This window comes from Pseudomonas sp. Irchel s3b5 (genome assembly GCF_900187435.1).
In the GTDB taxonomy this organism is placed as follows: Bacteria; Pseudomonadota; Gammaproteobacteria; order Pseudomonadales; family Pseudomonadaceae; genus Aquipseudomonas.
In genome coordinates, this window is record NZ_FYDY01000017.1 from 93,400 (window position 1) to 117,092 (window position 23,693).

Genomic DNA, 23,693 nt, shown 5'->3' on the forward strand with positions numbered 1-23,693 from the left:
CGATGAACTAGAGAACGCCACGGGGGGTCAGGCTCCCAGCGTCATCGTTAACGTCCATCGCGAGCTTGCTCGCCCCTAAATCAACCCCAGAAACCGGCACAACTCGCCCTTCTTGGCGAGCGCATCCCTGCGCCCCAACTCAATCAACTCGCCGCAATACCCCGCCTCGAACAGCAGATAACTCAGCACCCCCGCCCCGCTGGTCTTGGTCGCACCCGGCCCACGCAAAAATAGACGCAACGCCGCCGGCAGCTCTTGGCGATGACGCGCAGCAATCTCGTCGATCGGCTGGCTAGGTGAAATCACCAGTACCTCCACGGGCGCCACACCCAGCGCACGGATCGGCGTGCCGTCGGGCATCAGGTGACTGAACTGGTTCAGGCGTTGCAACAGTTCGATATCGCTTTCCAGGCTATCAATGAAGGTACTGTTGAGCATGTGCCCGCCGATTTGCGCCAGGGTTGGCTGCTGACCGGTGTACGTACGCAGCAAGGGTTGCTCGGGGTCGACGCCGCGGGGGTTGCCGCTGACACCCACCACCAGCACCCGGCTCGCGCCCAGATGCAACGCCGGGCTGATCGGTGCCGATTGGCGAACCGCGCCATCGCCGAAATACTCTGCGCCGATCTTCACCGGGGCAAACAACAGCGGAATAGCCGAACTGGCGAGCAAATGATCAACGGACAACTGGGTCGGAACGCCAACACGCCGATGGCGCAGCCAGGCGTCGATTTTTCCACCGCCCTGATAGAAGGTGACCGCTTGACCCGACTCATAGCCGAACGCCGTCACCGCCACGGCCTGCAACTGCTGCTGGGCAATGGCTTCGGCGATGCCGTTCATGTGCAATTTGTCGTTGAGCAAATCCCGCAGCGGTGAACTGTTGAGCAACGCCACCGGCACCTGAGCGCCGATGCCTAACAAGCTGTGGCTGACAAAACGACTGGCCTGGCCGATCACCCCGGGCCAGTCACTGCGCAGCACCAGATGACTGCGAAAACCCTGCCAGAAGGCCGTCAGGCGCTCGATGGCGCCCCGAAAGTCCATCGCCCCACTGGCGAGGCTGACGGCGTTGATCGCGCCCGCCGAGGTGCCGACGATCACCGGAAACGGATTGCGCGCTCCCGGCGGCAGCAATTCGGCGATTGCCGCCAGCACCCCGACCTGATACGCCGCCCGAGCCCCGCCGCCGGAAAGAATCAACCCTGTAACCGGTTCAGCAGAACTCATCGCAACGCTCCATGGTGCTTGGGAAACGGTTACTCAACCGCGCTTGGCGTACAACTTGGGCTCACCCGGTGGACGGCTTTTGAAGCGGCGATGCGCCCACAGGTATTGCTCGGGATGCTCGCGCAGGACGCTTTCGATCCATTGGTTGATGCGCAGGCAGTCGGCCTCTTCGGTTTCGCCGGGGAAGCCCTCGAGCGGCGCATGGATCACCAGACGATAACCGCTGCCATCCGCCAGACGCTCCTGGGTGAACGGCACCACCAGCGCCTTGCCCAGCCGCGCAAACTTGCTGGTGGCCGTCACGGTGGCGGCCTGGATGCCGAACAGCGGCACGAAGATGCTTTGCTTGGCGCCGTAGTCCTGATCCGGTGCGTACCAGATCGCCCGACCCGAGCGCAGCAACTTGAGCATGCCGCGCACGTCTTCACGCTCAATCGCCAGCGAATCGAGGTTGTGCCGTTCACGACCCTGACGCTGGATGTAATCGAACAACGGGTTCTTGTGCTCGCGGTACATGCCATCAATGGTGTGCTTCTGGCCGAGCAGCGCCGCGCCGATTTCCAGCGTGGTGAAATGCAGTGCCATCAGAATCACGCCCCGGCCCTCACGCTGGGCCTGCTGCAAATGCTCCAGCCCTTCGATGTGTGCCAGGCTCGCCAGCCGTTTGCGCGACCACCACCAGCTCATCGCCATTTCAAAAAAAGCGATGCCGGTCGAGGCGAAGTTTTCCTTGAGCAGGTGTTTGCGCTCGGCAGCGGTCATTTCAGGAAAACACAGTTCCAGGTTGCGCCTGGCAATGCGCCGTCTGTCGCCGGCCACGCGATACATCAACGCACCCAGGGCGCGACCGGTCCACAGCAATGCCGGATACGGCAACTGGACGATCAGCCACAACAGCCCCAAGCCACACCACAGCGGCCAGAAACGTGGAGATAGAAATGCTTTTTGAAAACGCGGGCGGTCCATTAATGCTTCCGGAATGACAATGGCCGCGCATTCTACATCGTTCGACCCGGCTTGCGGCCTGCGGGCGTTCTCGTTATAAGTCTCGGCACTTTTAGTGACAAGTCGTTGTATGCCGACCATGAGCCAAACCGAACAGCTAGACCAAGATCCCGTGTTCCAGTTAAAGGGCAGCATGCTGGCCATTACGGTGCTGGAACTGGCCCGTAACGACCTCGAAAGCCTTGATCGGCAGCTGGCCGCCAAGGTCGCCCAGGCACCCAACTTCTTCAGCAACGCGCCGCTGGTACTGGCCCTGGACAAACTCCCGGCCAGTGAAGGTGCCGTCGATCTGCCGGGGCTGATGCGCGTTTGCCGCCAGCATGGCCTGCGTACCCTGGCGATCCGCGCCAGCCGCATCGAAGACATCGCCGCCGCCATTGCGGTCGACTTGCCGGTGTTGCCACCGTCCGGTGCCCGGGAACGCCCCCTGGACCTGATCGAAGGCGAACCGAAGAAAAAACCGGAAAAACCGCCCGAGCCGACCATCAAGCCGACGAAAATCATCACTTCGCCAGTACGCGGTGGCCAGCAGATTTATGCCCAGGGCAGCGATCTGGTGGTGATCTCCTCGGTCAGCCCGGGGGCGGAACTTCTCGCCGATGGCAACATCCATGTATACGGGCCGATGCGTGGTCGCGTGCTGGCTGGTGTCAAGGGTGACAAGAAGGCAAGGATTTTCTGCCAGCAAATGAGCGCTGAATTGATCTCGATTGCAGGCCATTACAAGGTTTCCGAGGACCTGCGCCGCGACCCGCTGTGGGGTTCGGGCGTGCAAGTCAGCCTATCGGGCGATGTGTTGAACATCATTCGTCTTTAACGGATACTGCCGCATTTTCCAAGCATCTCGAAAACGTAGCGAAAACGGCTCAAACGAAGTAGGAAAAAGGTCAACAGCAGTGTTTACCGGGGGTAGGCATCGCTCAAAACCCAATTCCAGCCAAGGCTGTCCGACTGCAGTAGTTTTTAAAGAGATGTTTTTCAGGGGCTAAAAAAGTCCTTTTTCCTTAGGGGTGAAACACCTTGGCCAAGATTCTCGTGGTTACATCCGGCAAGGGTGGTGTGGGTAAGACCACCACCAGCGCCGCTATCGGTACCGGCCTCGCTCTGCGCGGCCACAAAACAGTGATCGTCGACTTCGACGTGGGCTTGCGTAACCTTGACCTGATCATGGGATGCGAGCGCCGCGTAGTGTATGACTTCGTCAACGTGGTCAACGGCGAAGCCAACCTGCAACAGGCCCTGATCAAAGACAAGCGCCTGGAAAACCTCTACGTGCTGGCCGCCAGCCAGACTCGCGACAAAGACGCGCTGACCGTCGAAGGCGTGGAAAAAGTCCTGATGCAACTCAAGGAAGACTTTGAGTTCGTGGTCTGCGATTCCCCGGCCGGCATCGAGAAAGGCGCCCACCTGGCCATGTACTTCGCCGATGAAGCGATTGTCGTGACCAACCCGGAAGTGTCCTCGGTTCGAGATTCCGACCGCATGCTCGGCCTGCTGGCCAGCAAGTCCCGTCGCGCCGAACGCGGCGAAGACCCGATCAAGGAACACCTGCTGATTACCCGTTATCACCCGGAACGTGTGAGCAAAGGCGAAATGCTCGGCGTAGAAGACGTCAAGGATATCCTCTCGGTGACCCTGCTCGGCGTGATCCCTGAATCCCAGGCGGTGCTCAAGGCATCCAACCAGGGCGTTCCGGTGATTCTCGACGACCAGAGCGATGCCGGCCAGGCCTACAGCGACACCGTAGATCGCCTGCTGGGCAAGACCGTGGATCATCGATTCCTTGATGTACAGAAGAAGGGATTCTTCGAGCGCCTGTTTGGAGGCAACTAAGCAATGAACCTTTTTGACTTCTTTCGTGCCAACAAAAAGCAAAGCACCGCGTCGGTAGCGAAAGAGCGTCTACAGATTATCGTGGCGCACGAACGCGGCCAACGCAGTACCCCGGACTACCTGCCGGCCTTGCAGAAGGAACTGGTCGAGGTAATCCGCAAGTACGTCAATATCGGGTCCGATGACGTGCATGTCGCTCTGGAAAGCCAGGGCAGCTGCTCGATTCTGGAACTCAATATCACCCTGCCAGATCGCTGAGTCGATCCGACAGGAGCCACGGCGGCTCGATCATTTGGGCGCCCCTTTTTTGTAGGAGCCGGCTTGCCGGCGATGCAAGCAGCGCGTTGTAACTGTTACAACGCATTGATGCCATCGCTGGCAAGCCAGCTCCTACAGGCAGGGCGTCAAATGATCGAGCCGCCGTTGGCATTTGTTACGAGGCTGTTTTAATGCCGCTGTCCAACATCCACATCCTCCATGAGGACGCTGCCGTACTGGTGGTGAACAAGCCAACCCTGTTGCTCTCGGTCCCTGGCCGGGCCGATGACAACAAGGACTGCCTGATTACCCGCCTGCAGGAAAACGGCTACCCGGAAGCACGAATTGTCCATCGACTGGACTGGGAAACCTCCGGCATCATTTTGCTGGCCCGTGACCCGGACACCCATCGCGAGCTGTCTCGGCAATTTCACGACCGCGAAACCGAAAAGGCCTACACCGCCCTGTGCTGGGGTCAACCGGAACTGGACAGCGGCAGTATCGATCTGCCCCTGCGCTACGACCCGCCCACCAAGCCACGCCACGTGGTCGATCATGAGTTCGGCAAACATGCCCTGACGTTCTGGCGTGTGCTGGAGCGGTGCGGCGACTGGTGCCGTGTCGAGCTCACCCCGATCACTGGCCGCTCCCACCAGTTGCGCGTGCACATGCTTTCCATCGGCCATCCGCTGCTGGGTGACGGGCTCTATGCACATGAGCAGGCGCTGGCGGCCTGGCCACGCCTGTGCCTGCACGCAAGCATGCTCAGCTTCACGCACCCGCAAAGTGGCGAACGCTTACGCTTCGAGTGTCCCGCACCTTTTTGAGTGACACCTGAGCCCCACCTGAAAACGCCCTTCCTTTGAAGGGCGTTTCATTTTCAGTTACAAAAAAACACAACATAAAAGCAGCGTTAAAATATTGTCAAAAAAATGTAAACAAAAGTAAAATTATGGCACTCCGACATCATTCAGGCCGCCCCCGTGCTCAGCAGTAAAGCGCTCCAATGCGACTACCCCGTGACCTTTGTTTTCGGCAGCACGACCCTTCACCTGAGTGAACAGCTGAGCATCGAAGCACGTCAGGCCCTCGAACAACTCATCAAAAAACGACGCGCCCAAAAACTCACTCGTGCAAGCGCACCATTGGTTTCGGGCAAAACGCCATTGTTTGCAAAGGTCCAGCCGCTGGACACATTCAAGGCCAAACTCCGGGTAAGCCTGGGTAAACCGCAGCGCAATGGGCGATTCGACTGGCCGCTGGAGGAGCTGATCAATACCCATGAAGCGCAGCGTCGAGGCATACAAATGCCACCGCTGCAAGGCTATGGGTACACCAGAAACCGACTGGGATTGACCCAGGAATACTTCATTCTCACGCACCTGCTCGATGGTTATGTGGATGGCGTGCAGTGGCTAAAACGCAACCCGGGCGACGTTGAAACCTTCATTCAGAACGCCTTCGAGCTGTTGCAGTCCCTGTCCCGAAAGAACATCACGCACATGGATTTCTGGGCTGGCAACATCATGATCGGCGAAATGCCGCAGCAACCACTAAAAGCCATCGACTTTGAAAACTGCTTCGCCGACCAAACCCATCATTTCAGCGAAACACTCGGCTTCCAGCTCGGTTTCTTCTATCGCCGGGACATCTACAAACTCATCACCGAAGCGAACTACGATCGCCTTGTAGACGAGCACATCCGACAGTTTCCGGACCTATCGCGGCAGAAATTCGACGAGGTCTACCACGCGAGCAAGCATGAACATATTGGCCGCAAACAACGTCGCGAAATATTCCTTAATGGCAATCTGATCATCGGCTGACAGAGGCTCCCGGGTATTGCGAAAGCACTTGCCCAATGCGCGGGGCCAATGCGTTAAACTGGCGCCATTGCTGTCTGGAGCTGCTTATGCGCGAAGAGTTGAACCAAGGCCTGATCGATTTCCTCAAGGCCTCCCCTACCCCATTCCATGCCACCGCCAGCCTGGTTCAGCGTCTCGAAGCGGCGGGCTATCAACGCCTCGACGAACGCGAACCGTGGAACACCGAAACCAACGGTCGCTACTACGTCACCCGTAACGACTCTTCAATTGTCGCGATCAAGATGGGCCGTCACTCGCCGCTGCACGGCGGCATTCGCCTGGTCGGCGCCCACACCGACAGTCCCTGCCTGCGGGTCAAGCCACAGCCGGAACTGCAACGTCAGGGTTTCTGGCAACTGGGCGTCGAAGTGTATGGCGGTGCGCTGTTGGCCCCGTGGTTCGACCGTGACCTGTCCCTGGCGGGCCGCGTGACCTTCCGCCGTGACGGCAAGGTCGAGAGCCAGTTGATCGATTTCAAGGCCCCCATCGCGATCATTCCGAACCTGGCCATTCACCTCAATCGTGAAGCCAACATGGGTTGGCCGATCAATGCCCAGACCGAGCTGCCACCGATCCTCGCGCAATTTGCCGGTGACGAGCGCGTGGACTTCCGCGCCGTGCTCACGGATCAACTTGCCCGCGAACACGGTTTGAACGCCGACGTGGTGCTCGATTACGAGCTGAGTTTCTACGACACCCATAGCGCCGCGGTCATTGGCTTGCACGGTGACTTCATCGCCGGTGCGCGCCTCGACAACCTGTTGTCCTGCTACGCCGGCCTGCAAGCGCTGCTCACGGCAGATACCGACGAAACCTGCGTGCTGGTTTGCAACGATCACGAAGAAGTCGGCTCGTGCTCGGCCTGCGGTGCCGACGGCCCGATGCTCGAACAAACCCTGCGTCGCCTGTTGCCTGAAGGTGACGAATTCGTACGCACCATTCAGAAATCCCTGCTGGTCTCGGCCGACAACGCCCACGGTGTGCACCCTAATTACGCCGACAAGCACGACGCCAACCACGGCCCGAAACTCAACGCCGGCCCGGTGATCAAGGTCAACAGTAACCAGCGCTACGCCACCAACAGCGAAACCGCCGGTTTCTTCCGCCATCTGTGCATGGCTGAAGAAGTGCCGGTGCAGAGCTTCGTGGTGCGCAGCGACATGGGTTGCGGCTCGACCATCGGCCCAATCACTGCCAGCCACCTGGGCGTACGCACCGTGGATATCGGCTTGCCGACGTTTGCGATGCACTCGATCCGTGAACTGTGCGGCAGCCATGACCTGGCTCACCTGGTCAAAGTGCTGAGCGCGTTCTACGCCTGCCGAGAGTTGCCGTAACCATACCCTGTAGGAGCGAGCGAGCTCGCGATGGACGTGAACGATGACGGGGGTTGCCTGAATAATCGCGGCGCCCTTGAGTTCATCGCGAGCAAGCTTGCTCCTACAGTAGCAACCGGCGGCCCTTCCAAAAGCCACCTAGACTTTCAAATATACCTTCGACAAGGCTGTTTTCATGATCTCGATGTCTACGTTCCAAGCCATGCTGATCCCGATTCTTGCCGGGATGCTCATGCTGGCCATCGGCTTCAACTTTCGCGACAAAAATATCGGCGTGTTCACCATGTGGATCGGCATGCTGACGATTTTGGCCACGGTCATCTTCAAGATCCTCGCCAAACTCAACGAATAAATCCTCCCACCCGGCTCGCATTGGTTTAGACGGGCTCGTACACTCGGTCGATCCGCTCCTTGCGAGGTTGACCGCCTAGTGTTCGCTCGTCTTTTCGCCCTGCCATGCTCCTTCCTGATCTGCCTGATGATGCTGCTGCCGATGGCGCCTGCCAACGCGGTCGGTTTGCCGGGCCTGCTCAGCAGCCAGACCAAAGCCCAGCCCGAAGCACAGGAACCGCTGGGGCAATCCCTGGACGAAGTGATCAAATCACTGGAGAACGATGAGCAACGGGCCAAGTTGCTGGCGGACCTTAAAAAACTCCGGGACGCCACCAAAAAAGCCCAGCCTGTCACCGAAGAAGGCGTACTGGGTTTGATTGGTGGAACCCTGGCCAGTCTCGAAAAGAAACTGTCGGGTGACGACAGCCCGCTCACTCGCTGGTCCAGCGAACTTGATCAAGCCCAGGAGGAACTGGCCGCGCTGGCACTCCCGGCCAATGAATGGCTGCCGATGATCTTCGCCTTTGCCATGATCCTGATGGTCTGGAGCCTGCTGGCCGCCGCATTGATCTGGCTCAGCCATCGCGTACGCATGCGCTTCGGCCTCACCGAAGAACTGCCGCAGCACCCCAAGGCACTGGACATGCTGCGCTTTGCGTTGCGCAAGCTTGGGCCATGGCTGATCGCGTTAGTCATCACCGTTTACATGAGTTACGCCCTGCCCTCGTCCCTGGGTAAAAGCCTGGCGATGGTGTTGGCGTATGCGCTGGTGGTCGGCACCTGTTTCTCGGCGATCTGCGTGATTGCCTTTTCCCTGCTCGATGGTCCGCACCGCCACCGCGCCTTGTACATCTTGCGTCACCAGGCCTTCCGGCCGCTGTGGCTGATCGGCAGTTTCGCTGCATTTGGCGAGGCCCTGAGCGATCCGCAATTGATCAACAGCCTCGGCAGTCATCTGGCCCACACCGCCGCAACCGTCGCCAACGTTCTGGCGGCGTTGTCCACGGGATTGTTCATCTTGCGTTTCCGGCGCCCCATCGCTCATTTGATCCGCAATCAGCCGTTGTCACGACGCCTGACCCGCCGCGCACTCAATGACACGCTCTCGATTCTGGGGACCTTCTGGTACGTACCAGCGCTGGTGCTGGTCGGCATTTCGCTGTTTGCCACGTTTATCTCGGCCGGCGACACCAGCACCGCACTGCGTCAGTCGCTGATCTGCACCGTGCTGCTGGTGTTGTGCATGGTCATCAACGGACTCGTCCGCCGTCATGGCCTCAAACCGCAGCGCAGTATCAAACGCCATGCGTTTTATTCCGAACGCCTGAAAAACTTTTTCTACACCATCGCCCACTTGCTGGTCTGGCTGGCTTTCATCGAACTCGGCCTGCGGGTCTGGGGGCTGTCGTTGATCCGCTTCACTGAAGGCGACGGCCATGAGGTCAGCATCAAGTTGTTCAGCCTTGCCGGAACACTGCTGTTTGCCTGGCTGATCTGGATTCTCAGCGACACCGCCGTGCATCACGCCCTTACCCGCTCGCGCAAAGGCCTGGCCAATGCCCGCGCCCAGACGATGATGCCGCTGATCCGCAATGTGCTGTTCGTGGCAATTTTCATCGTCGCGCTGATCGTCGCCCTGGCGAACATGGGCATGAACGTCACCCCACTGCTGGCCGGTGCCGGTGTGATCGGCCTGGCCATCGGTTTTGGTGCGCAGTCGCTGGTGGCTGACCTGATCACCGGGCTGTTCATCATCATCGAAGACTCCCTGGCCATCGACGATTACGTGGATGTCGGCGGCCATCTCGGCACGGTCGAGGGCCTGACCATCCGCACCGTGCGCCTGCGGGACATCGACGGCATCGTCCACACCATTCCGTTCAGCGAAATCAAGAGCATCAAGAACTACTCCCGGGAATTCGGCTACGCGATTTTCCGCGTCGCAGTGCCGGCCAACATGGACATCGACAACGCGATCAAGCTGATGCGCGACGTCGGCCAGAAAATGCGCACCGATCCGCTGCAACGACGCAACATCTGGTCGCCACTGGAGTTTCAGGGGGTGGAAAGTTTCGAGTCCGGCAACGCGATTCTTCGTGCAAGGTTCAAGACCGCGCCGATCAAGCAATGGGAAGTGTCGCGGGCGTTCAACCTGTCACTCAAGCGTCATCTGGATGAGGCCGGACTGGACTTGGCGACACCGCGAATGAGTATTCAGGTGATCACTGCCGGTGGCGGCTCGCAGAGCGAGTAACTCTGTAGGAGCTGGCTTGCCAGCTCCTACAAAAGCCGCGTCAGACCACATCGACGCCGACATGAATCGCATCATGCCGCCAGAACTCCAGGTCGCAGTCGATCAAGCGTTCATGCTGGTCATAGTTGACCCGGGCAATCTGTAATCCCGGGCTACCGACCGATACTTTCAATGCCGCCGCCGCGTCCACCGACAACGCCGTCGGCACAATTTCAAACCGCACCCGGCCGTAATGCAGATCGTAGTGCCGCGCATACAGTTCGGTAATCGACTGATTCAAGTCGAAATCGAGAATCCCCGGAAAGTACTGCGGATTGAGGTAGTGCTCCACATACAGCACCAGTCTGCCGTCAATTCGCCGTGAACGGCAGATCTGGATCACGCTCGACAGCGCCGGCAATTGCAGCCAGGCACAGACTGCCGCCGACGCTGGCTGCAAGCGTGCCGAAATCACCTCCGTAGACGGCTCCCGCCCTTGCGCACTGACCATCGCGTGAAAGTGGCTGCGTTGCATCAGGTTGTACGCCAGGCGCGGTGGCGACACGAACCAGCCGCGGCGCTCTTCGCGATAAATCTGCCCTTGCGATTCCAACTGCAACAACGCTTCGCGCACGGTAATGCGCGTGGTGCCGAACAACTCACTGAGTTTGCGCTCAGCCGGCAACTTGCTGCCGGGCGTCAGCAAACCATGGACGAGCTGTTCCTGAAGCACCTGGCCGATGGCTGTCACCGCTTTTGTTGCCTCATCGCGCATCAACGTTACCTTCCTGGACTAGACCAGCACTGTTTCGGGGCAGAACCGCACTGCAAACGGGTTCAATCAATAGCGTGCAAGCGTAGGCAGTGCAGATGACCGATAGATGACAAAGCCGCTGAACGGTCGCGTTAACGGTCTGCAAGACATCGGCCAAGTCCCTTGTACTCCGGGGCCTTGGCCATGGTCTACGCTTACCTGGCCCCCAGTGATACCGGACGTCAAAGACGCCTGCCGGGTGAAGAGCGACATCAAAGTGTCATCCAGCCCCCTTAGATTGGCTCAGGTATTGCTGACCTAGACCAACACAAACCGCAATCACAGCGTTGAACACGACCCAAGGAGCTTCGGAATGAAAAAGCTTTTCCTGGCATCACTGTTAGGCTCGACCATCGCAATGTGCACCGCCGCCATGGCGGCAGATGACCTCAAAACCCTGGAAGCCGCTGCGAAAGCGGAAGGCGCCGTCAACAGCATCGGCATGCCTGACAACTGGGCCAACTGGGCCGGAACCTGGAAAGACCTGAGCGACAAGTACGGCCTCAAGCACATCGACACCGACATGAGCTCGGCCCAGGAAATCGCCAAGTTCGCCGCCGAAAAAGACAACGCCAGCGCCGACATCGGTGACGTGGGTGCAGCGTTTGGCCCGATCGCGGTCAAGCAAGGCGTGGTCCAGCCCTACAAGCCTTCGACATGGGATCAGATTCCGGCCTGGGCCAAGGACAAGGACGGTAACTGGGCACTGGCCTATACCGGCAGCATCGCGTTCATCATCAACAAGAAGTTGCTGCACGGTTCCGAAGCGCCGACCAAATGGGCCGATATCAAGACCGGCAAATACAAAGTATCCATCGGTGACGTGAGCACCTCCGCACAAGCGGCCAACGGTGTTCTGGCCGCGGCGCTGGCCAACGGCGGTGACGAGAAGAATGTCCAGCCCGCCCTGCTGATGTTCGCTGACATCGCCAAGCAAGGTCGCCTGTCGATGGCCAACCCGACCATCGCCACCATGGAAAAAGGCGAAATCGAAGTCGGCGTGGTCTGGGACTTCAACGGCTTGAGCTACAAGGCCAAGATGGCCAATCCTGATGACTATATGGTGCTGATCCCGTCCGATGGTTCGGTCATTTCCGGCTACACCACCATCATCAACAAATACGCAAAAAACCCGAACGCCGCCAAGCTGACCCGCGAATACATCTTCAGCGACGCCGGCCAGATCAACCTGGCCAAAGGCAATGCCCGTCCGATTCGGGCCGACCACGTCACGCTGCCGGACGAAGTGAAGTCCAAGCTGCTGCCGAACGAGCAGTACAAAAACGTGACGCCGATCAAAGACGCAGACGCATGGGAAAAGACCTCCAAGGCCCTTCCTCAGAAGTGGCAGGAAGAAGTCATTATCAACATGCAGTAATGCTGCATCTGTAGGAGCCGGCTTGCTGGCGATCCAGACACTGCGGTCTGTTTGATCACCGCGGCGATGCATTCGCCAGCAAGCCGGCTCCTACAGGCTTGACGATTTTTCACGTTTTGCGGAGTCCCATTCCCCATGAAGCACAACGTCATCCTTGTCGTGCTCGACGGCCTCAACTACGAGGTCGCCCGCCACGCCATGGGACACCTGCAGGCCTACGTCGGCGCAGGACGCGCAGCGCTCTACAAACTGCAATGCGAACTGCCGGCCCTGTCGCGACCGCTGTACGAATGCATCCTCACCGGCGTCACGCCGATCGACAGCGGCATCGTCCACAACCAGGTCTCGCGTCTGTCCAATCAGCGCAGCATCTATCACTACGCCACCGAGGCCGGTCTGACGACTGCGGCGGCGGCCTATCACTGGGTCAGCGAGCTGTATAACCGGTCGCCCTTCGTGGCCGCTCGCGATCGTCACACCGACGACCCGACACTGCCGATCCAGCACGGGCATTTCTACTGGAACGATCACTACCCGGATTCCCACCTGTTCGCCGACGCCGAAAACCTGCGCCTGCGCCATGTACCGAACTTCTTGCTGATCCACCCGATGAACATCGACGACGCCGGGCACAAGCACGGTCTCGACACCCCGCAGTACCGCAACAGTGCCCGTTCGGCCGACATTATCCTGGCTGACTACCTGCAAGGCTGGCTTGACGCCGGTTATCAGGTCTTGGTGACCGCCGACCACGGCATGAACAACGACCGGTCACACAACGGCTTGCTCCCGGAGGAACGTGAAGTGCCGCTGTTCGTCCTCGGTGACGCCTTCAGTTTCGATGCCGGGGCTGCTCCGAAACAGACCGACATCTGCGGCACCGTCTGCGAGTTGCTGGGCGTGCCCCACGACAAACCGGCCTGCCGGGAGCTGTTGAAGTGAGTCCCATGATCCGCAGCAAATGGTTGGCAGCCCTGTGCCTGGTACCTTTCGCACTGTTCTTCATCGTGTTCGAAATTGCCCCGTTGATCTGGGTGATGATCAACAGCCTGCAATCGGAAGAGTTCGGCTGGGGCCTGGGCAACTTCACCAAGATCTTCAGCTCGAAGTTTTACCTGCAAGCGATCCAGTACAGCCTTGAGATCAGTTTCTGGTCCAGCGTGTTCGGCATCATCATTGCCGTACTCGGCGCGTATTCCCTGCGCCGGGTCGATTCGAAGCTGCGCAACTTCGTCAACGCCTTCGCCAACATGACCAGCAACTTCGCCGGCGTGCCCCTGGCTTTCGCGTTCATCATTCTGCTCGGCTTCAACGGCAGCTTCACCATCATGCTCAAACAGGCCGGGATCATTCAGGATTTCAACCTGTATTCGAAAACCGGGCTGATCATTCTCTACACCTACTTCCAGATCCCCCTCGGTGTGCTGTTGCTCTATCCAGCCTTCGATGCCCTGCGTGAAGACTGGCGCGAATCCGCCGCGCTGCTCGGTGCCAGCGGCTGGCAGTTCTGGCGGCACATCGGGTTGCCGGTGCTGACCCCGGCGTTGCTCGGCACCTTCGTGATCCTGCTGGCCAACGCCCTCGGCGCCTACGCCACGGTGTACGCCCTGACCACCGGCAACTTCAACGTGCTGCCGATCCGTATCGCGGCGATGGTCTCGGGTGATATTTCCCTGGATCCGAACCTGGCCAGCGCCCTGGCGGTGGTACTGGTGGCGTTGATGACCCTGGTGACCATCGTGCATCAACTGTTGTTGAAGAGGAGCTACAATGTCTCGCGCTGAACTGGGGCCTGTCGGCGTCTACCACCGCGTCGTGGTGTATGTACTGTTTGCGATCCTGCTGTTGCCACTGCTCGGGACGTTGATCTACTCGATCTCCAGCAGTTGGTCGGCGACCGTCCTGCCCAGCGGTTTCACCTTCAAGTGGTACATCCAGCTGTGGAGCGATCCGCGTTTTCTAAATGCCTTCGGGCAGTCGTTGCTGGTCTGCGTCGGCTCGCTGGTGCTGTCGGTGGTGCTGATTTTGCCGCTGCTGTTCGTGGTGCATTACCACTTCCCGAAACTCGACGCGCTGATGAACATCCTCATTCTGCTGCCCTTCGCCGTGCCGCCGGTGGTGTCGTCGGTGGGGCTGTTGCAGCTCTATGGTTCAGGGCCGTTCGCCATGGTCGGAACGCCGTGGATCCTGATCGGTTGCTACTTCACCGTAGCGCTGCCGTTCATGTACCGGGCGATCACCAACAACCTGCAAGCGATCAACCTGCGTGACCTGATGGACGCCGCCCAATTGCTCGGTGCCAGCACCTTTCAAGCGGCTTTCCTGGTGGTGTTGCCGAATTTGCGCAAGGGCCTGATGGTCGCGTTGCTGCTGTCGTTCTCGTTCCTGTTCGGTGAATTCGTGTTCGCCAACATCCTCGTCGGCACCCGCTACGAAACCCTGCAGGTCTACCTCAACAACATGCGCAACAGCAGCGGTCATTTCACCAGTGCGCTGGTGATTTCCTACTTCTTCTTTGTGCTGGTTCTGACCTGGATCGCCAATATCTTGAACAGGGACAAAAGCGAATGAGCTATGTCAGCGTCCAACATCTTCAGAAAAGCTTCGCGGGCACCACGGTGTTCAGCGACATCAATTGCGAAATCCAGAAAGGCGAGTTCGTCACCCTGCTCGGCCCGTCCGGCTGCGGTAAATCCACCCTGCTGCGCTGTATCGCCGGCCTGACGTCGGTAGATGGCGGCAAGATCCTGCTCGATGGCGTCGATCTCGTGCCCGTGAGCCCGCAGAAACGCGGGATCGGCATGGTCTTCCAGAGCTATGCGCTGTTTCCCAACATGACGGTGGAACAGAACGTCGCGTTCGGCCTGCGCATGCAAAAGGTCAATGCCGATGACAGCCAGAAACGCGTCGCCGAAGTGCTGAAGCTGGTGGAGCTCAATGACTTTGCCGCGCGCTACCCGCATCAGCTCTCGGGCGGTCAGTGCCAGCGCGTCGCCCTCGCCCGCTCCCTGGTGACCCGGCCACGCCTGTTACTGCTGGATGAGCCGCTGTCGGCCCTGGACGCGCGGATTCGCAAGCACCTGCGCGAACAGATCCGTCAGATTCAGCGCGAACTGGGCCTGACCACGATTTTCGTCACACACGATCAGGAAGAAGCCCTGACCATGTCTGACCGGATTTTCCTGATGAATCAGGGAAAAATCGTACAAAGCGGTGACGCCGAAACCCTCTACACCGCCCCCGTGGATGTGTTCGCCGCCGGCTTCATCGGCAACTACAACCTGCTGGATGCCGACAGTGCCTCGAAACTGTTGCAGCGACCGATCAGCAAGCGCATCGCCATTCGCCCGGAGGCCATCGAGTTGAGCCTCAACGGCGAACTGGACGCGCAAGTGCGAAGCCACAGCTTGCTGGGCAACGTGATTCGCTACCGGGTCGAAGCCCGGGGCGTGGAACTGGTCGTGGATGTGCTGAACCGCTCGGCGGCCGACCTGCATCCCGATGGTCAGCGGCTGGCGCTTTCCATCGATCCGACCGCCCTGTGTGAGGTAGCCTGATGACTTTGCTGACGCTGAAGAGAGAACCGCACTGATGGCCCTGGCAATTTTTGATCTGGACGAAACCCTGATCCACGGCGACTGCGCCTCACTGTGGAGCGAGCAAATGGTCCGCCTCGGCTGGGTCGATGGCGAATCGTTCCTGCGTCGCGACAAGGAATTGATGGATGCCTACGGCAGGGGCCATCTGGCCATGGAGGACTACATGGCCTTCAGCCTGGAACCGTTGATTGGTCGTACGCCTGAGGAGGTCGCGCACTTGGTGGGTCCGTGGGTGGAGGACTACATCGAGCCGATCATTTTCAGCGACGCGACCAAAACCATCGCCGCGCACCGCAAGGCTGGCGACCGGATTTTGGTGATCTCCGCTTCGGGTACCCACCTGGTCGGCCCCATCGCCGAGCGCCTGGGCATCGACGAGATTCTCGGCATCGAACTGGAAGTGGCTCATGGCGTTTACAGCGGCCATACCGTTGGCACCCTGACCTACCGCGAAGGCAAGATCACCCGCTTGCTGGCGTGGCTGGATGCAGAAGAGGAAAACCTCGAAGGCGCGAGTTTCTATTCCGACTCACGCAATGATCTGCCGCTGTTGCTGAAGGTGGATTACCCGCACGTGGTCAACCCGGATCCGGTGTTGCTTGAGCACGCCGAAAAAGCTGGCTGGCCGATCCATCACTGGAAGTAACCTGAACCCTGTAGGAGCTGGCTTGCCAGCGAATGCGGTGTGTCATTCAACGATCCATTGACTGACACGACGCCTTCGCGGGCAAGCCGCGCTCCTACAGGTCCGGTGTTGTCAGCTCAGGCTTTCATCAATCACCAACACCACTTTCCCCGCCACGTTGTTACTCGCCAGCTCGGCAAACGCGGCCTCTGCATCCTTGATCGCAAAAGTCTTGGCCAACTGCGGACTCAATCGCCCTTCGGCAAACAGCGGCCAGACATGCTGGCTCAAATCACTGAACAGATCTGCCTTGAACTGATCATCACGACTGCGCAGGGTTGAGCCCAGCAACTGCACACGTTTGGCCAGCACCTGGGCCAGATCGAGTTTGGCCTCACGCCCGCCCATCAATCCAATCAGCACCCAACGCCCGTCCTGGGCCAGCAGCTTGAGGTTCAACGCCGCGTAATTACCACCCACCGGGTCGAGAATCACATCGAAGGGGCCCAGATCCCTCAGGCTCTCCAGGTCGCCGTTACGCACCACACCGCCCTGCGCCCCCAGCGCTTCGCAATACGCCAGACGCTCAGCGGACCCGACGCTGACCCAGCACGGGTTACCAAACGCCTTGCACAGCTGAATGGCAGCTGAACCGATTCCACTTGCCCCGGCATGCAGGAGAACTTTCTGACCCGGTTTGAGCGCAGCCAATTGAAACAAATTCAGCCAGACTGTTGCATAAACCTCGGGCAATGCGGCGGCCTCAACTAACGACAGCCCATCGGGAACCGGCAGTACATGCCGTCCGTCGACAACCACCTCTTCGGCCATCCCGCCCCCGGCCAGCAAGGCACAAACCCGATCGCCCACCTTCCACGAGGAGCCTGGGCCGACTTCACTGATCACACCGGAACACTCTAGGCCGAGCACTTGGCTAGCCCCTGGCGGCGGCGGATATAGGCCCGCTTTCTGCAACAAATCGGCGCGATTGAGACCCGCTGCCGACACTCGGATGCGAACTTGCCCTACATCGCACGTAGGACTCGGCTCTTCAACCCACACCACTTGACCGTCAACGCCTTGCAATGCTTTCACAGTGCCTCCATAGTGAGTCTGGACTGAGCCCGAAGCTGTAGCGCCGGGCTTTTTGCATTATGCGACCGGCTCCCAAAGAACCGGCGACTTCAAAGACGGCCTAATATGCGTTATCAATTGTCCCCGCGTCGAATCAGCATGAAGCATTTGTTCCCCAGCACCGCACTCGCCCTATTCATTGGCATCGGCTTGCTGCCGTTGTCGAGCAATACATTCGCAGCCAATAGCTGGGACAAGCTTCAACCCGATCGTGACGAAGTGATCGCCAGCCTGAACGTCGTGGAGTTGCTCAAGCGCCACCACTACAGCAAGCCGCCACTCGATGATGCGCGCTCGGTGATCATCTACGACAGCTACCTCAAGCTGCTGGATCCGTCGCGCAGCTACTTCATGGCCAGCGACATTGCCGAATTCGATAAGTGGAAGACGCAGTTCGACGACTTCCTCAAAAGTGGCGACCTCAACGCCGGCTTCACCATCTACAAGCGCTATCTGGACCGCGTCAAAGCGCGTCTGGACTTCGCCCTTGCCGAGCTGAACAAAGGCGTCGACAAGATCGACTTCACCGCCAAGGAAACCTTGCTGATCGACCGCAAGGACGCTTCGTGGCTCAAGTCCACCGCAGAACTCGATGACCTGTGGCGCAAACGCGTCAAGGACGAAGTCCTGCGCATGAAGATCGCCGGCAAAGACTCCAAGCAGATCCAGGAAACCCTGACCAAGCGCTACAAGAATCAGTTGGCGCGCCTGGACCAGACCCGCGCGGAAGACATCTTCCAGGCGTACATCAACACCTTCGCCATGTCCTACGACCCGCACACCAACTATCTGTCGCCGGATAACGCGGAAAACTTCGACATCAACATGAGCCTGTCCCTGGAGGGCATCGGCGCCGTGTTGCAGAGCGATAACGACCAGGTGAAAGTCGTGCGCCTGGTGCCGGCAGGTCCGGCCGACAAGACCAAGCAGGTTGCACCGGCCGACAAGATCATCGGCGTTGCCCAGGGCAACAAAGAGATGGTCGATGTGGTCGGCTGGCGTCTGGACGAAGTGGTCAAGCTGATCCGTGGCCCGAAAGGCACCGTGGTCCGTCTGGAAGTCATCCCGGCCAGCAATGCGCCGAACGACCAGACGTCCAAGATCGTGCCGATCACCCGCGAAGCGGTGAAGCTTGAAGACCAGGCTGTGAAGAAGTCGGTGCTGAACCTGAAACAGGACGGCAAGGACTACAAGCTCGGGGTCATCGAGATTCCGGCCTTCTACCTGGACTTCAAGGCCTTCCGCGCTGGCGATCCGGATTACAAGAGCACCACTCGCGACGTCAAGAAGCTGCTGACCGAGTTGCAGAAAGACAAAGTCGACGGCGTCGTCATCGACCTGCGCAACAACGGTGGCGGTTCCTTGCAAGAGGCCACCGAGCTGACGAGCCTGTTCATCGACAAAGGGCCGACCGTGCTCGTGCGTAACGCCGATGGCCGCGTCGACGTACTGGAAGATGAAAACCCGGGTGCGTTCTACAAAGGCCCGATGGCGTTGCTGGTCAACCGCTTGTCCGCATCGGCTTCGGAGATTTTCGCCGGCGCCATGCAGGACTATCACCGCGCTTTGATCATCGGCGGCCAGACCTTCGGCAAAGGCACCGTGCAGACCATTCAGCCGCTGAACCATGGCGAACTGAAGCTGACGCTGGCCAAGTTCTACCGGGTTTCCGGCCAGAGCACCCAGCATCAGGGCGTCCTGCCGGACATCGACTACCCGTCGATTATCGACACCAAGGAAATCGGTGAAAGTGCCCTGCCGGAAGCCATGCCGTGGGACACCATCCGCGCAGCCATCAAGCCAGCGGCCGATCCGTTCAAACCGTACCTTTTGCAGCTCAAATCCGAGCATGACGTACGTACAGCCAAGGACGCGGAGTTCGTGTTCATCCGCGACAAACTGGCACTGGCGCAGAAGCTGATGTCCGAGAAAACCGTCAGCCTCAATGAAGCCGAACGTCGTGCCCAGCACGCGGACATCGAAGCCAAGCAACTGGCCATGGAAAACATCCGTCGCAAGGCCAAGGGCGAAGAACCGCTCAAAGAGCTGAAGAAAGAAGACGAGGACGCTCTCGCGGCCGAGGATGACAAGACCAAGCCGGAAGATGATGCCTACCTGAGCGAAACCGGGCGGATTCTGTTGGACTACCTGAAACTCAATACGGCGGTGGCGAAACACTAATGGCAATTTAATGTTGACGCTCCCCGGAGCGTCATCAAATAGTCATCATTCTGTCGTGAAATACGGGACTGGGCGTGCTCTTGAAATCAAGGGTACGCCCAGTCCTTTTTTTGTCGCCAGAGATTGCCATGACTACCACCGAACAGCTGAGTGCCTTGAGCTCAATCCTGACTCACGGCGGATTGCACAGCCTGTTCCAACCGATCATCAGCCTCTCTGAACGCCGAATTCTCGGCTACGAAGCCCTCAATCGCGGTCCGTCCAACAGCCCACTGCACTCCCCGCTCGCGTTGTTCGCCGTCGCCCGACAGGCCGGGCGCCTGAGCGAGCTGGAAATCGCCTGTCGCGAGAGCGCGTGCCGACGGTTCAATGAGCAGCAACTTCCGGGCAAGCTGTTCCTCAACGTATCCCCCGAATCCCTGCTCGAAGCGGCCCACCAACCGGGGCGAACCCTGCAGCTTCTGCAAGACTTCGGTATCCCGCCAAGCCAGGTCGTGATCGAGCTGACCGAACAGACACCGACCGACGATTTCCAGTTGCTGCAAACTGCGCTGCATCACTACCGGGCGATGGGATTTTCCATCGCCCTGGATGATCTGGGCGCGGGCTATTCGAGTCTGCGCTTGTGGTCCGAGTTGCGGCCGGACTATGTGAAAATCGATCGGCACTTCATCGACGGCATTCACCAGGACGCACTCAAACGGGAATTCGTCGGTTCGATCCTGCAAATCGCCAGGGCATCGCGGGCACAGGTGATTGCCGAGGGCATCGAATTGCCCGAAGAGCTCGCAGTGTTGACCGAGATGGGCGTGGATCTGGTTCAGGGGTATTTGCTCTGCCGGCCACAGGAACATCCGCCACGCGATGCCCGAGCCATGATGCCCCGACAAGACAGCTTCGCCGTTGCGCTGAACGACGAAGGCAGCGACCTCAGCGCCCTGCTGAACGATCAACCCGCCGTCGACCGCGACACCCCGACCGCCACCGTGCTCGAAGCCTTTCGCCGTCAATCCAACCTGAACTCGCTGGCGGTACTCGATGAGCTCGGCCAGCCGTGCGGCATCGTCCACCGCCATTCGCTCTCGGACGCCCTGCTCAAGCCCTTTGCCACCGACCTGTTCGCCCGCAAGCCGATCAGCCGCCTGATGAACGATGACTTTCTCGCCGTAGAGCTGAACCAGTCGCTGCAACAAGTCAGCCGCCTGATCACCAGCCGCGCCCGCCAGCGCATCGAAGAGGATTTCATCATCACCCTCAACGGTGGCTATCTGGGACTCGGCCGAGTGATTGATGTACTCAAATTGATTACCGAACTGAAAATCCAGCAGGCCCGCTACGCCAACCCGCTGACCCTCCTGCCGGGCAACGTGCCGATCCAGCAATGCCTGACGCGGCTGTTGCAACAGCAACGGGAATCAGTGATTTGCTACGTCGACATCGACAGCTTCAAACCCTTTAACGACATCTACGGCTACGGTCGCGGCGACGAAGTCCTGCTGTGCCTGGCGCAATGCCTGAACGACCGCATCGACCCGTCCCGGGACTTCGTCGGCCATATCGGCGGTGACGACTTCCTGCTCGTGCTCGGCCCGGAAGACTGGCGCAAACGCTTGAACCAACTGCTCGACGACTTCCAGAGCCAATGCCGGCGCTTCTACCGCAGCGAACATCTGGAAGCCGGTTGCTTCATCGCCCCGAACCGCCAGGGCCAGCGCCAGGAATTTGCGTTGCTATCGCTGTCGATCGGCGTGGTGCATTTGCATCCGCAGGCTTGTCAACGACTTGATGCGAGTCAGTTGGCGGAGTTGGCGTCACAGGCCAAGCATCATGCGAAAAATGTGCAGGGGTATAGCGTGCATGTGATGGATAGCTTGGCGGTGCCCGGACACGAAGCGACATTGCTGGCAGGCCATCGCTGACGGCGCCGACGCCATCGCGGGCAAGCCACGCTCCCACAGGCTCGGTTTTGATCACACATTCTGTGATCGACTCAAGACCTGTGGTGAGCGTGGCTTGCCCGCGATGAGGCCCGTTCAATTGACGTAAATACTTAAGAACCCGCAGACCCCACCTGCAACCTCTGCCCGATCACATTCAGCATGTCACAGCCGTCACGCAACGGAATGGCACAGATTCCACGCCCTGCCACTCAATTTGCAGTGACATGCAAAAGACTATCGATGAGGTCTGCTCTGCACCAGTTCATGGAAACCGCTACGTTTTGAAGGAGTTTTCCGAAGACCTTGCCCGGAAATTTCGTACATCCGTCAAAAGCCTCCGCTCATACACCAGTTGGAAACAAAACTAATTTCTCAACATATAAATCAACAACCATCGGAATAGCTCCAGCAAAGCCTATTATCTCGACAAAAAAAACTGATCCACCCACGTCAAAAACCATCATTCCTTCGGTATCGACTGAGACGATATTCCCCGTTAATTTTATAAATCCATCCACGATATCAATCGAGAAGCCATCATTTGATGCAGGTCTCGCACTCATCCCCCAAACAACGCTTTGCTCGATTTCTAGCTCAACATCGTGACTAGCGCCTATTGTTGGTGGTGCACCGCACCAAACGGCAGAAGCTTTGCCGAAATCGGTTGAAAGCATCACAAGGACCTCTTCGCCGATCCGAACAATATTATCTATCCTCACTTTCATTCTTTTTCGGCAGAAGAACGCGCACAGAAGTATTTTCTATACAATCACGCCACCTTTCTATTTTTACTCTACTTTTTCTCACATTCCTTAGAAGCTCTTTCGATTACATTTGCGCGCTAACCATTTCCCTTTTTAGCAAAGAAACTGTGGTCACTTCCGAAAAAAAATAGTAGATCACTCCAGTCATAATCCTTTACGACCCTAATTTGAGAACGGCCATCAAGATCGAATGAAGGATACCAACCAACATCAAGCAAAAATGATGAAGAGTACTCCACCTGCAACATATCCTCCTTCAGATCAAGGAGTTGAGCAGATAAATCCCCATCTAGCAATAAAGACAGACCGTCATGAGAAATCGTTCCATTAACGAACGATAGATCAATCATTTTTTTAGCCTCCTAAATTCGCTATCTGAAATCGGGTGTCCGTGGATCGTTCCAGTACTTAACTCAATTCGAATCCAGCGATTTAACTTTCCTTCACTCGCACCAATTTCATTTTTACATTCTTTGATTTTCGACGAAATCATAGACTTCAAGCTCCATACGGCGAGTTTCCTAGCGATCATAGACATTGAATACGCCAACGAACCACATCAAGTCCGGCTCGAAATTTTCATCTACAAATGAATCTCGCAACATCATTTCTTCTCAAGGCTAGAAAGCGAAACAACACTAAATAAAAGTCTCACTTTAAGAAAGATCAATCACCTTTCTTTTTGATAACGCTGCAAACACACCAGCAATACCTTCATAAATTTCACCTGATCCACAACTTCATCATCAAAGTAGGTAGTCATTCGCTCAAACACCCGATCAAAATCGTCATTTTTATTCAAAAAGTACGCAACCGTATTAATTAACGTTTCCCTACCCTTCTGTTCACAGGCAAAAAACTCTGGCTTCAGCAACAAATCGAACAAATCAGAGAGTTCTTTCTCATCATTCACATTCTTAGACGCAATTAGCGCCTCTCTCGCGTCATCGTCTGCATTTTCGATATCAAACACAAATAGCAGACCGCGTATACTTGCAATATTGTATATATCTCTCATCAAACAAAGTTCGTATGCAATCCATGAACCCCACATTTTAAAGGTGGGGTGTATAGCTATCTTGGTATTTGCGGTGTGCAGTTCCACGGCAGCAAGGCTTCGAAGTCTTCTGCTGCGGCGGCTTGCGGTAACCGTTCAAGTGCGTG

Annotated in this window: 23 protein-coding genes; 16 read left to right on the forward strand and 7 right to left on the reverse strand. The window is 58.0% G+C overall.

Annotated elements, in window-relative coordinates; genetic code table 11:
* Positions 1-75 precede the first annotated feature (75 nt).
* Together CKW15_RS18135 and CKW15_RS18140 are read right to left on the reverse strand one after the other, a co-directional pair.
* Complete coding sequence (locus CKW15_RS18135) at positions 76-1,230, reverse strand: patatin-like phospholipase family protein (RefSeq protein WP_095059314.1); 1,155 nt, start codon at positions 1,228-1,230, stop codon at positions 76-78.
* 33 nt (positions 1,231-1,263) lie between these two features.
* The gene (locus tag CKW15_RS18140; RefSeq protein ID WP_095059315.1) at positions 1,264-2,196 is read right to left on the reverse strand and encodes a lipid A biosynthesis lauroyl acyltransferase; all 933 of its coding nucleotides are present in this window, start codon (positions 2,194-2,196) and stop codon (positions 1,264-1,266) included.
* A 118-nt stretch (positions 2,197-2,314) separates the two neighbouring features.
* Here CKW15_RS18140 and minC point away from each other — a divergent pair, with 118 nt between their 5' ends.
* The 8 genes from minC (at position 2,315) to CKW15_RS18175 (ending at position 10,115) form a co-directional block, all read left to right on the forward strand.
* Positions 2,315-3,052 (forward strand): septum site-determining protein MinC, encoded by a 738-nt coding sequence (gene minC, locus CKW15_RS18145; RefSeq protein ID WP_095059359.1) that lies wholly within the window; start codon positions 2,315-2,317, stop codon positions 3,050-3,052.
* A gap of 203 nt (positions 3,053-3,255) precedes the next feature.
* Positions 3,256-4,068, forward strand: a complete 813-nt coding sequence (gene minD / locus CKW15_RS18150) for a septum site-determining protein MinD (protein ID WP_090453967.1) — start codon at positions 3,256-3,258, stop codon at positions 4,066-4,068.
* 3 nt (positions 4,069-4,071) lie between these two features.
* Entirely contained in the window at positions 4,072-4,326 is a 255-nt protein-coding gene (minE, locus tag CKW15_RS18155; RefSeq protein WP_007974947.1) for a cell division topological specificity factor MinE, read from the forward strand.
* Positions 4,327-4,517: 191 nt separating this feature from the next.
* Positions 4,518-5,153: an RluA family pseudouridine synthase gene (locus CKW15_RS18160; protein WP_053156990.1), complete on the forward strand. Its 636-nt coding sequence runs from the start codon at positions 4,518-4,520 to the stop codon at positions 5,151-5,153.
* 156 nt (positions 5,154-5,309) lie between these two features.
* Complete coding sequence (locus CKW15_RS18165) at positions 5,310-6,152, forward strand: hypothetical protein (protein ID WP_095059361.1); 843 nt, start codon at positions 5,310-5,312, stop codon at positions 6,150-6,152.
* Between the two features lie 86 nt (positions 6,153-6,238).
* Positions 6,239-7,528, forward strand: coding sequence for a M18 family aminopeptidase (locus CKW15_RS18170; RefSeq protein ID WP_095059319.1), 1,290 nt, complete (start codon positions 6,239-6,241; stop codon positions 7,526-7,528).
* Between the two features lie 184 nt (positions 7,529-7,712).
* Positions 7,713-7,880: a hypothetical protein gene (locus CKW15_RS28505; RefSeq protein WP_177408830.1), complete on the forward strand. Its 168-nt coding sequence runs from the start codon at positions 7,713-7,715 to the stop codon at positions 7,878-7,880.
* Positions 7,881-7,958: 78 nt separating this feature from the next.
* Complete coding sequence (locus tag CKW15_RS18175; RefSeq protein WP_095059321.1) at positions 7,959-10,115, forward strand: mechanosensitive ion channel family protein; 2,157 nt, start codon at positions 7,959-7,961, stop codon at positions 10,113-10,115.
* Positions 10,116-10,155: 40 nt separating this feature from the next.
* Here CKW15_RS18175 and CKW15_RS18180 read toward each other — a convergent pair whose 3' ends face one another.
* The gene (locus tag CKW15_RS18180) at positions 10,156-10,869 is read right to left on the reverse strand and encodes a UTRA domain-containing protein (protein WP_095059324.1); all 714 of its coding nucleotides are present in this window, start codon (positions 10,867-10,869) and stop codon (positions 10,156-10,158) included.
* 352 nt (positions 10,870-11,221) lie between these two features.
* On the opposite strand from CKW15_RS18180, the gene CKW15_RS18185 reads away from it, so the two are divergent.
* From CKW15_RS18185 to CKW15_RS18210, 6 genes are all read left to right on the forward strand, one after another.
* Positions 11,222-12,286, forward strand: coding sequence for an ABC transporter substrate-binding protein (locus CKW15_RS18185; RefSeq protein WP_095059326.1), 1,065 nt, complete (start codon positions 11,222-11,224; stop codon positions 12,284-12,286).
* Between the two features lie 135 nt (positions 12,287-12,421).
* Positions 12,422-13,228 carry an alkaline phosphatase family protein gene (locus tag CKW15_RS18190; RefSeq protein ID WP_095059328.1) on the forward strand — a complete coding sequence of 269 codons (807 nt, stop codon included), beginning with the start codon at positions 12,422-12,424 and terminating at the stop codon, positions 13,226-13,228.
* A 5-nt stretch (positions 13,229-13,233) separates the two neighbouring features.
* Complete coding sequence (locus CKW15_RS18195; protein ID WP_371856308.1) at positions 13,234-14,070, forward strand: ABC transporter permease; 837 nt, start codon at positions 13,234-13,236, stop codon at positions 14,068-14,070.
* Complete coding sequence (locus CKW15_RS18200) at positions 14,057-14,857, forward strand: ABC transporter permease (RefSeq protein WP_095059332.1); 801 nt, start codon at positions 14,057-14,059, stop codon at positions 14,855-14,857. The genes CKW15_RS18195 and CKW15_RS18200 overlap by 14 nt, the downstream gene beginning before the upstream one ends.
* Complete coding sequence (locus CKW15_RS18205) at positions 14,854-15,843, forward strand: ABC transporter ATP-binding protein (protein ID WP_095059334.1); 990 nt, start codon at positions 14,854-14,856, stop codon at positions 15,841-15,843. Before CKW15_RS18200 ends, CKW15_RS18205 begins: the two co-directional genes overlap by 4 nt.
* Before the next feature lie 34 nt (positions 15,844-15,877).
* A complete protein-coding gene (locus CKW15_RS18210) occupies positions 15,878-16,531 on the forward strand; it encodes an HAD family phosphatase (protein ID WP_095059336.1) in 654 nt (217 codons plus the stop codon).
* A 111-nt stretch (positions 16,532-16,642) separates the two neighbouring features.
* Here CKW15_RS18210 and CKW15_RS18215 read toward each other — a convergent pair whose 3' ends face one another.
* Complete coding sequence (locus CKW15_RS18215; protein ID WP_095152556.1) at positions 16,643-17,605, reverse strand: zinc-binding dehydrogenase; 963 nt, start codon at positions 17,603-17,605, stop codon at positions 16,643-16,645.
* Between the two features lie 138 nt (positions 17,606-17,743).
* Here CKW15_RS18215 and CKW15_RS18220 point away from each other — a divergent pair, with 138 nt between their 5' ends.
* Both CKW15_RS18220 and CKW15_RS18225 read left to right on the forward strand, forming a co-directional pair.
* On the forward strand, positions 17,744-19,825 hold the full coding sequence (locus CKW15_RS18220; RefSeq protein ID WP_177408836.1) for a carboxy terminal-processing peptidase: 2,082 nt from the start codon (positions 17,744-17,746) through the stop codon (positions 19,823-19,825).
* A gap of 128 nt (positions 19,826-19,953) precedes the next feature.
* Positions 19,954-21,744: a bifunctional diguanylate cyclase/phosphodiesterase gene (locus CKW15_RS18225; RefSeq protein WP_095152557.1), complete on the forward strand. Its 1,791-nt coding sequence runs from the start codon at positions 19,954-19,956 to the stop codon at positions 21,742-21,744.
* Between the two features lie 362 nt (positions 21,745-22,106).
* Here the strand turns inward: CKW15_RS18225 and CKW15_RS18230 are convergent, their stop codons facing one another.
* From CKW15_RS18230 to CKW15_RS18240, 3 genes are all read right to left on the reverse strand, one after another.
* A complete protein-coding gene (locus tag CKW15_RS18230) occupies positions 22,107-22,439 on the reverse strand; it encodes a hypothetical protein (RefSeq protein WP_159953410.1) in 333 nt (110 codons plus the stop codon).
* A gap of 167 nt (positions 22,440-22,606) precedes the next feature.
* On the reverse strand, positions 22,607-22,879 hold the full coding sequence (locus CKW15_RS18235) for a hypothetical protein (protein ID WP_095059345.1): 273 nt from the start codon (positions 22,877-22,879) through the stop codon (positions 22,607-22,609).
* A 320-nt stretch (positions 22,880-23,199) separates the two neighbouring features.
* Positions 23,200-23,634 (reverse strand): hypothetical protein, encoded by a 435-nt coding sequence (locus CKW15_RS18240; RefSeq protein ID WP_371856306.1) that lies wholly within the window; start codon positions 23,632-23,634, stop codon positions 23,200-23,202.
* Between the last annotated feature and the right edge of the window lie 59 nt (positions 23,635-23,693).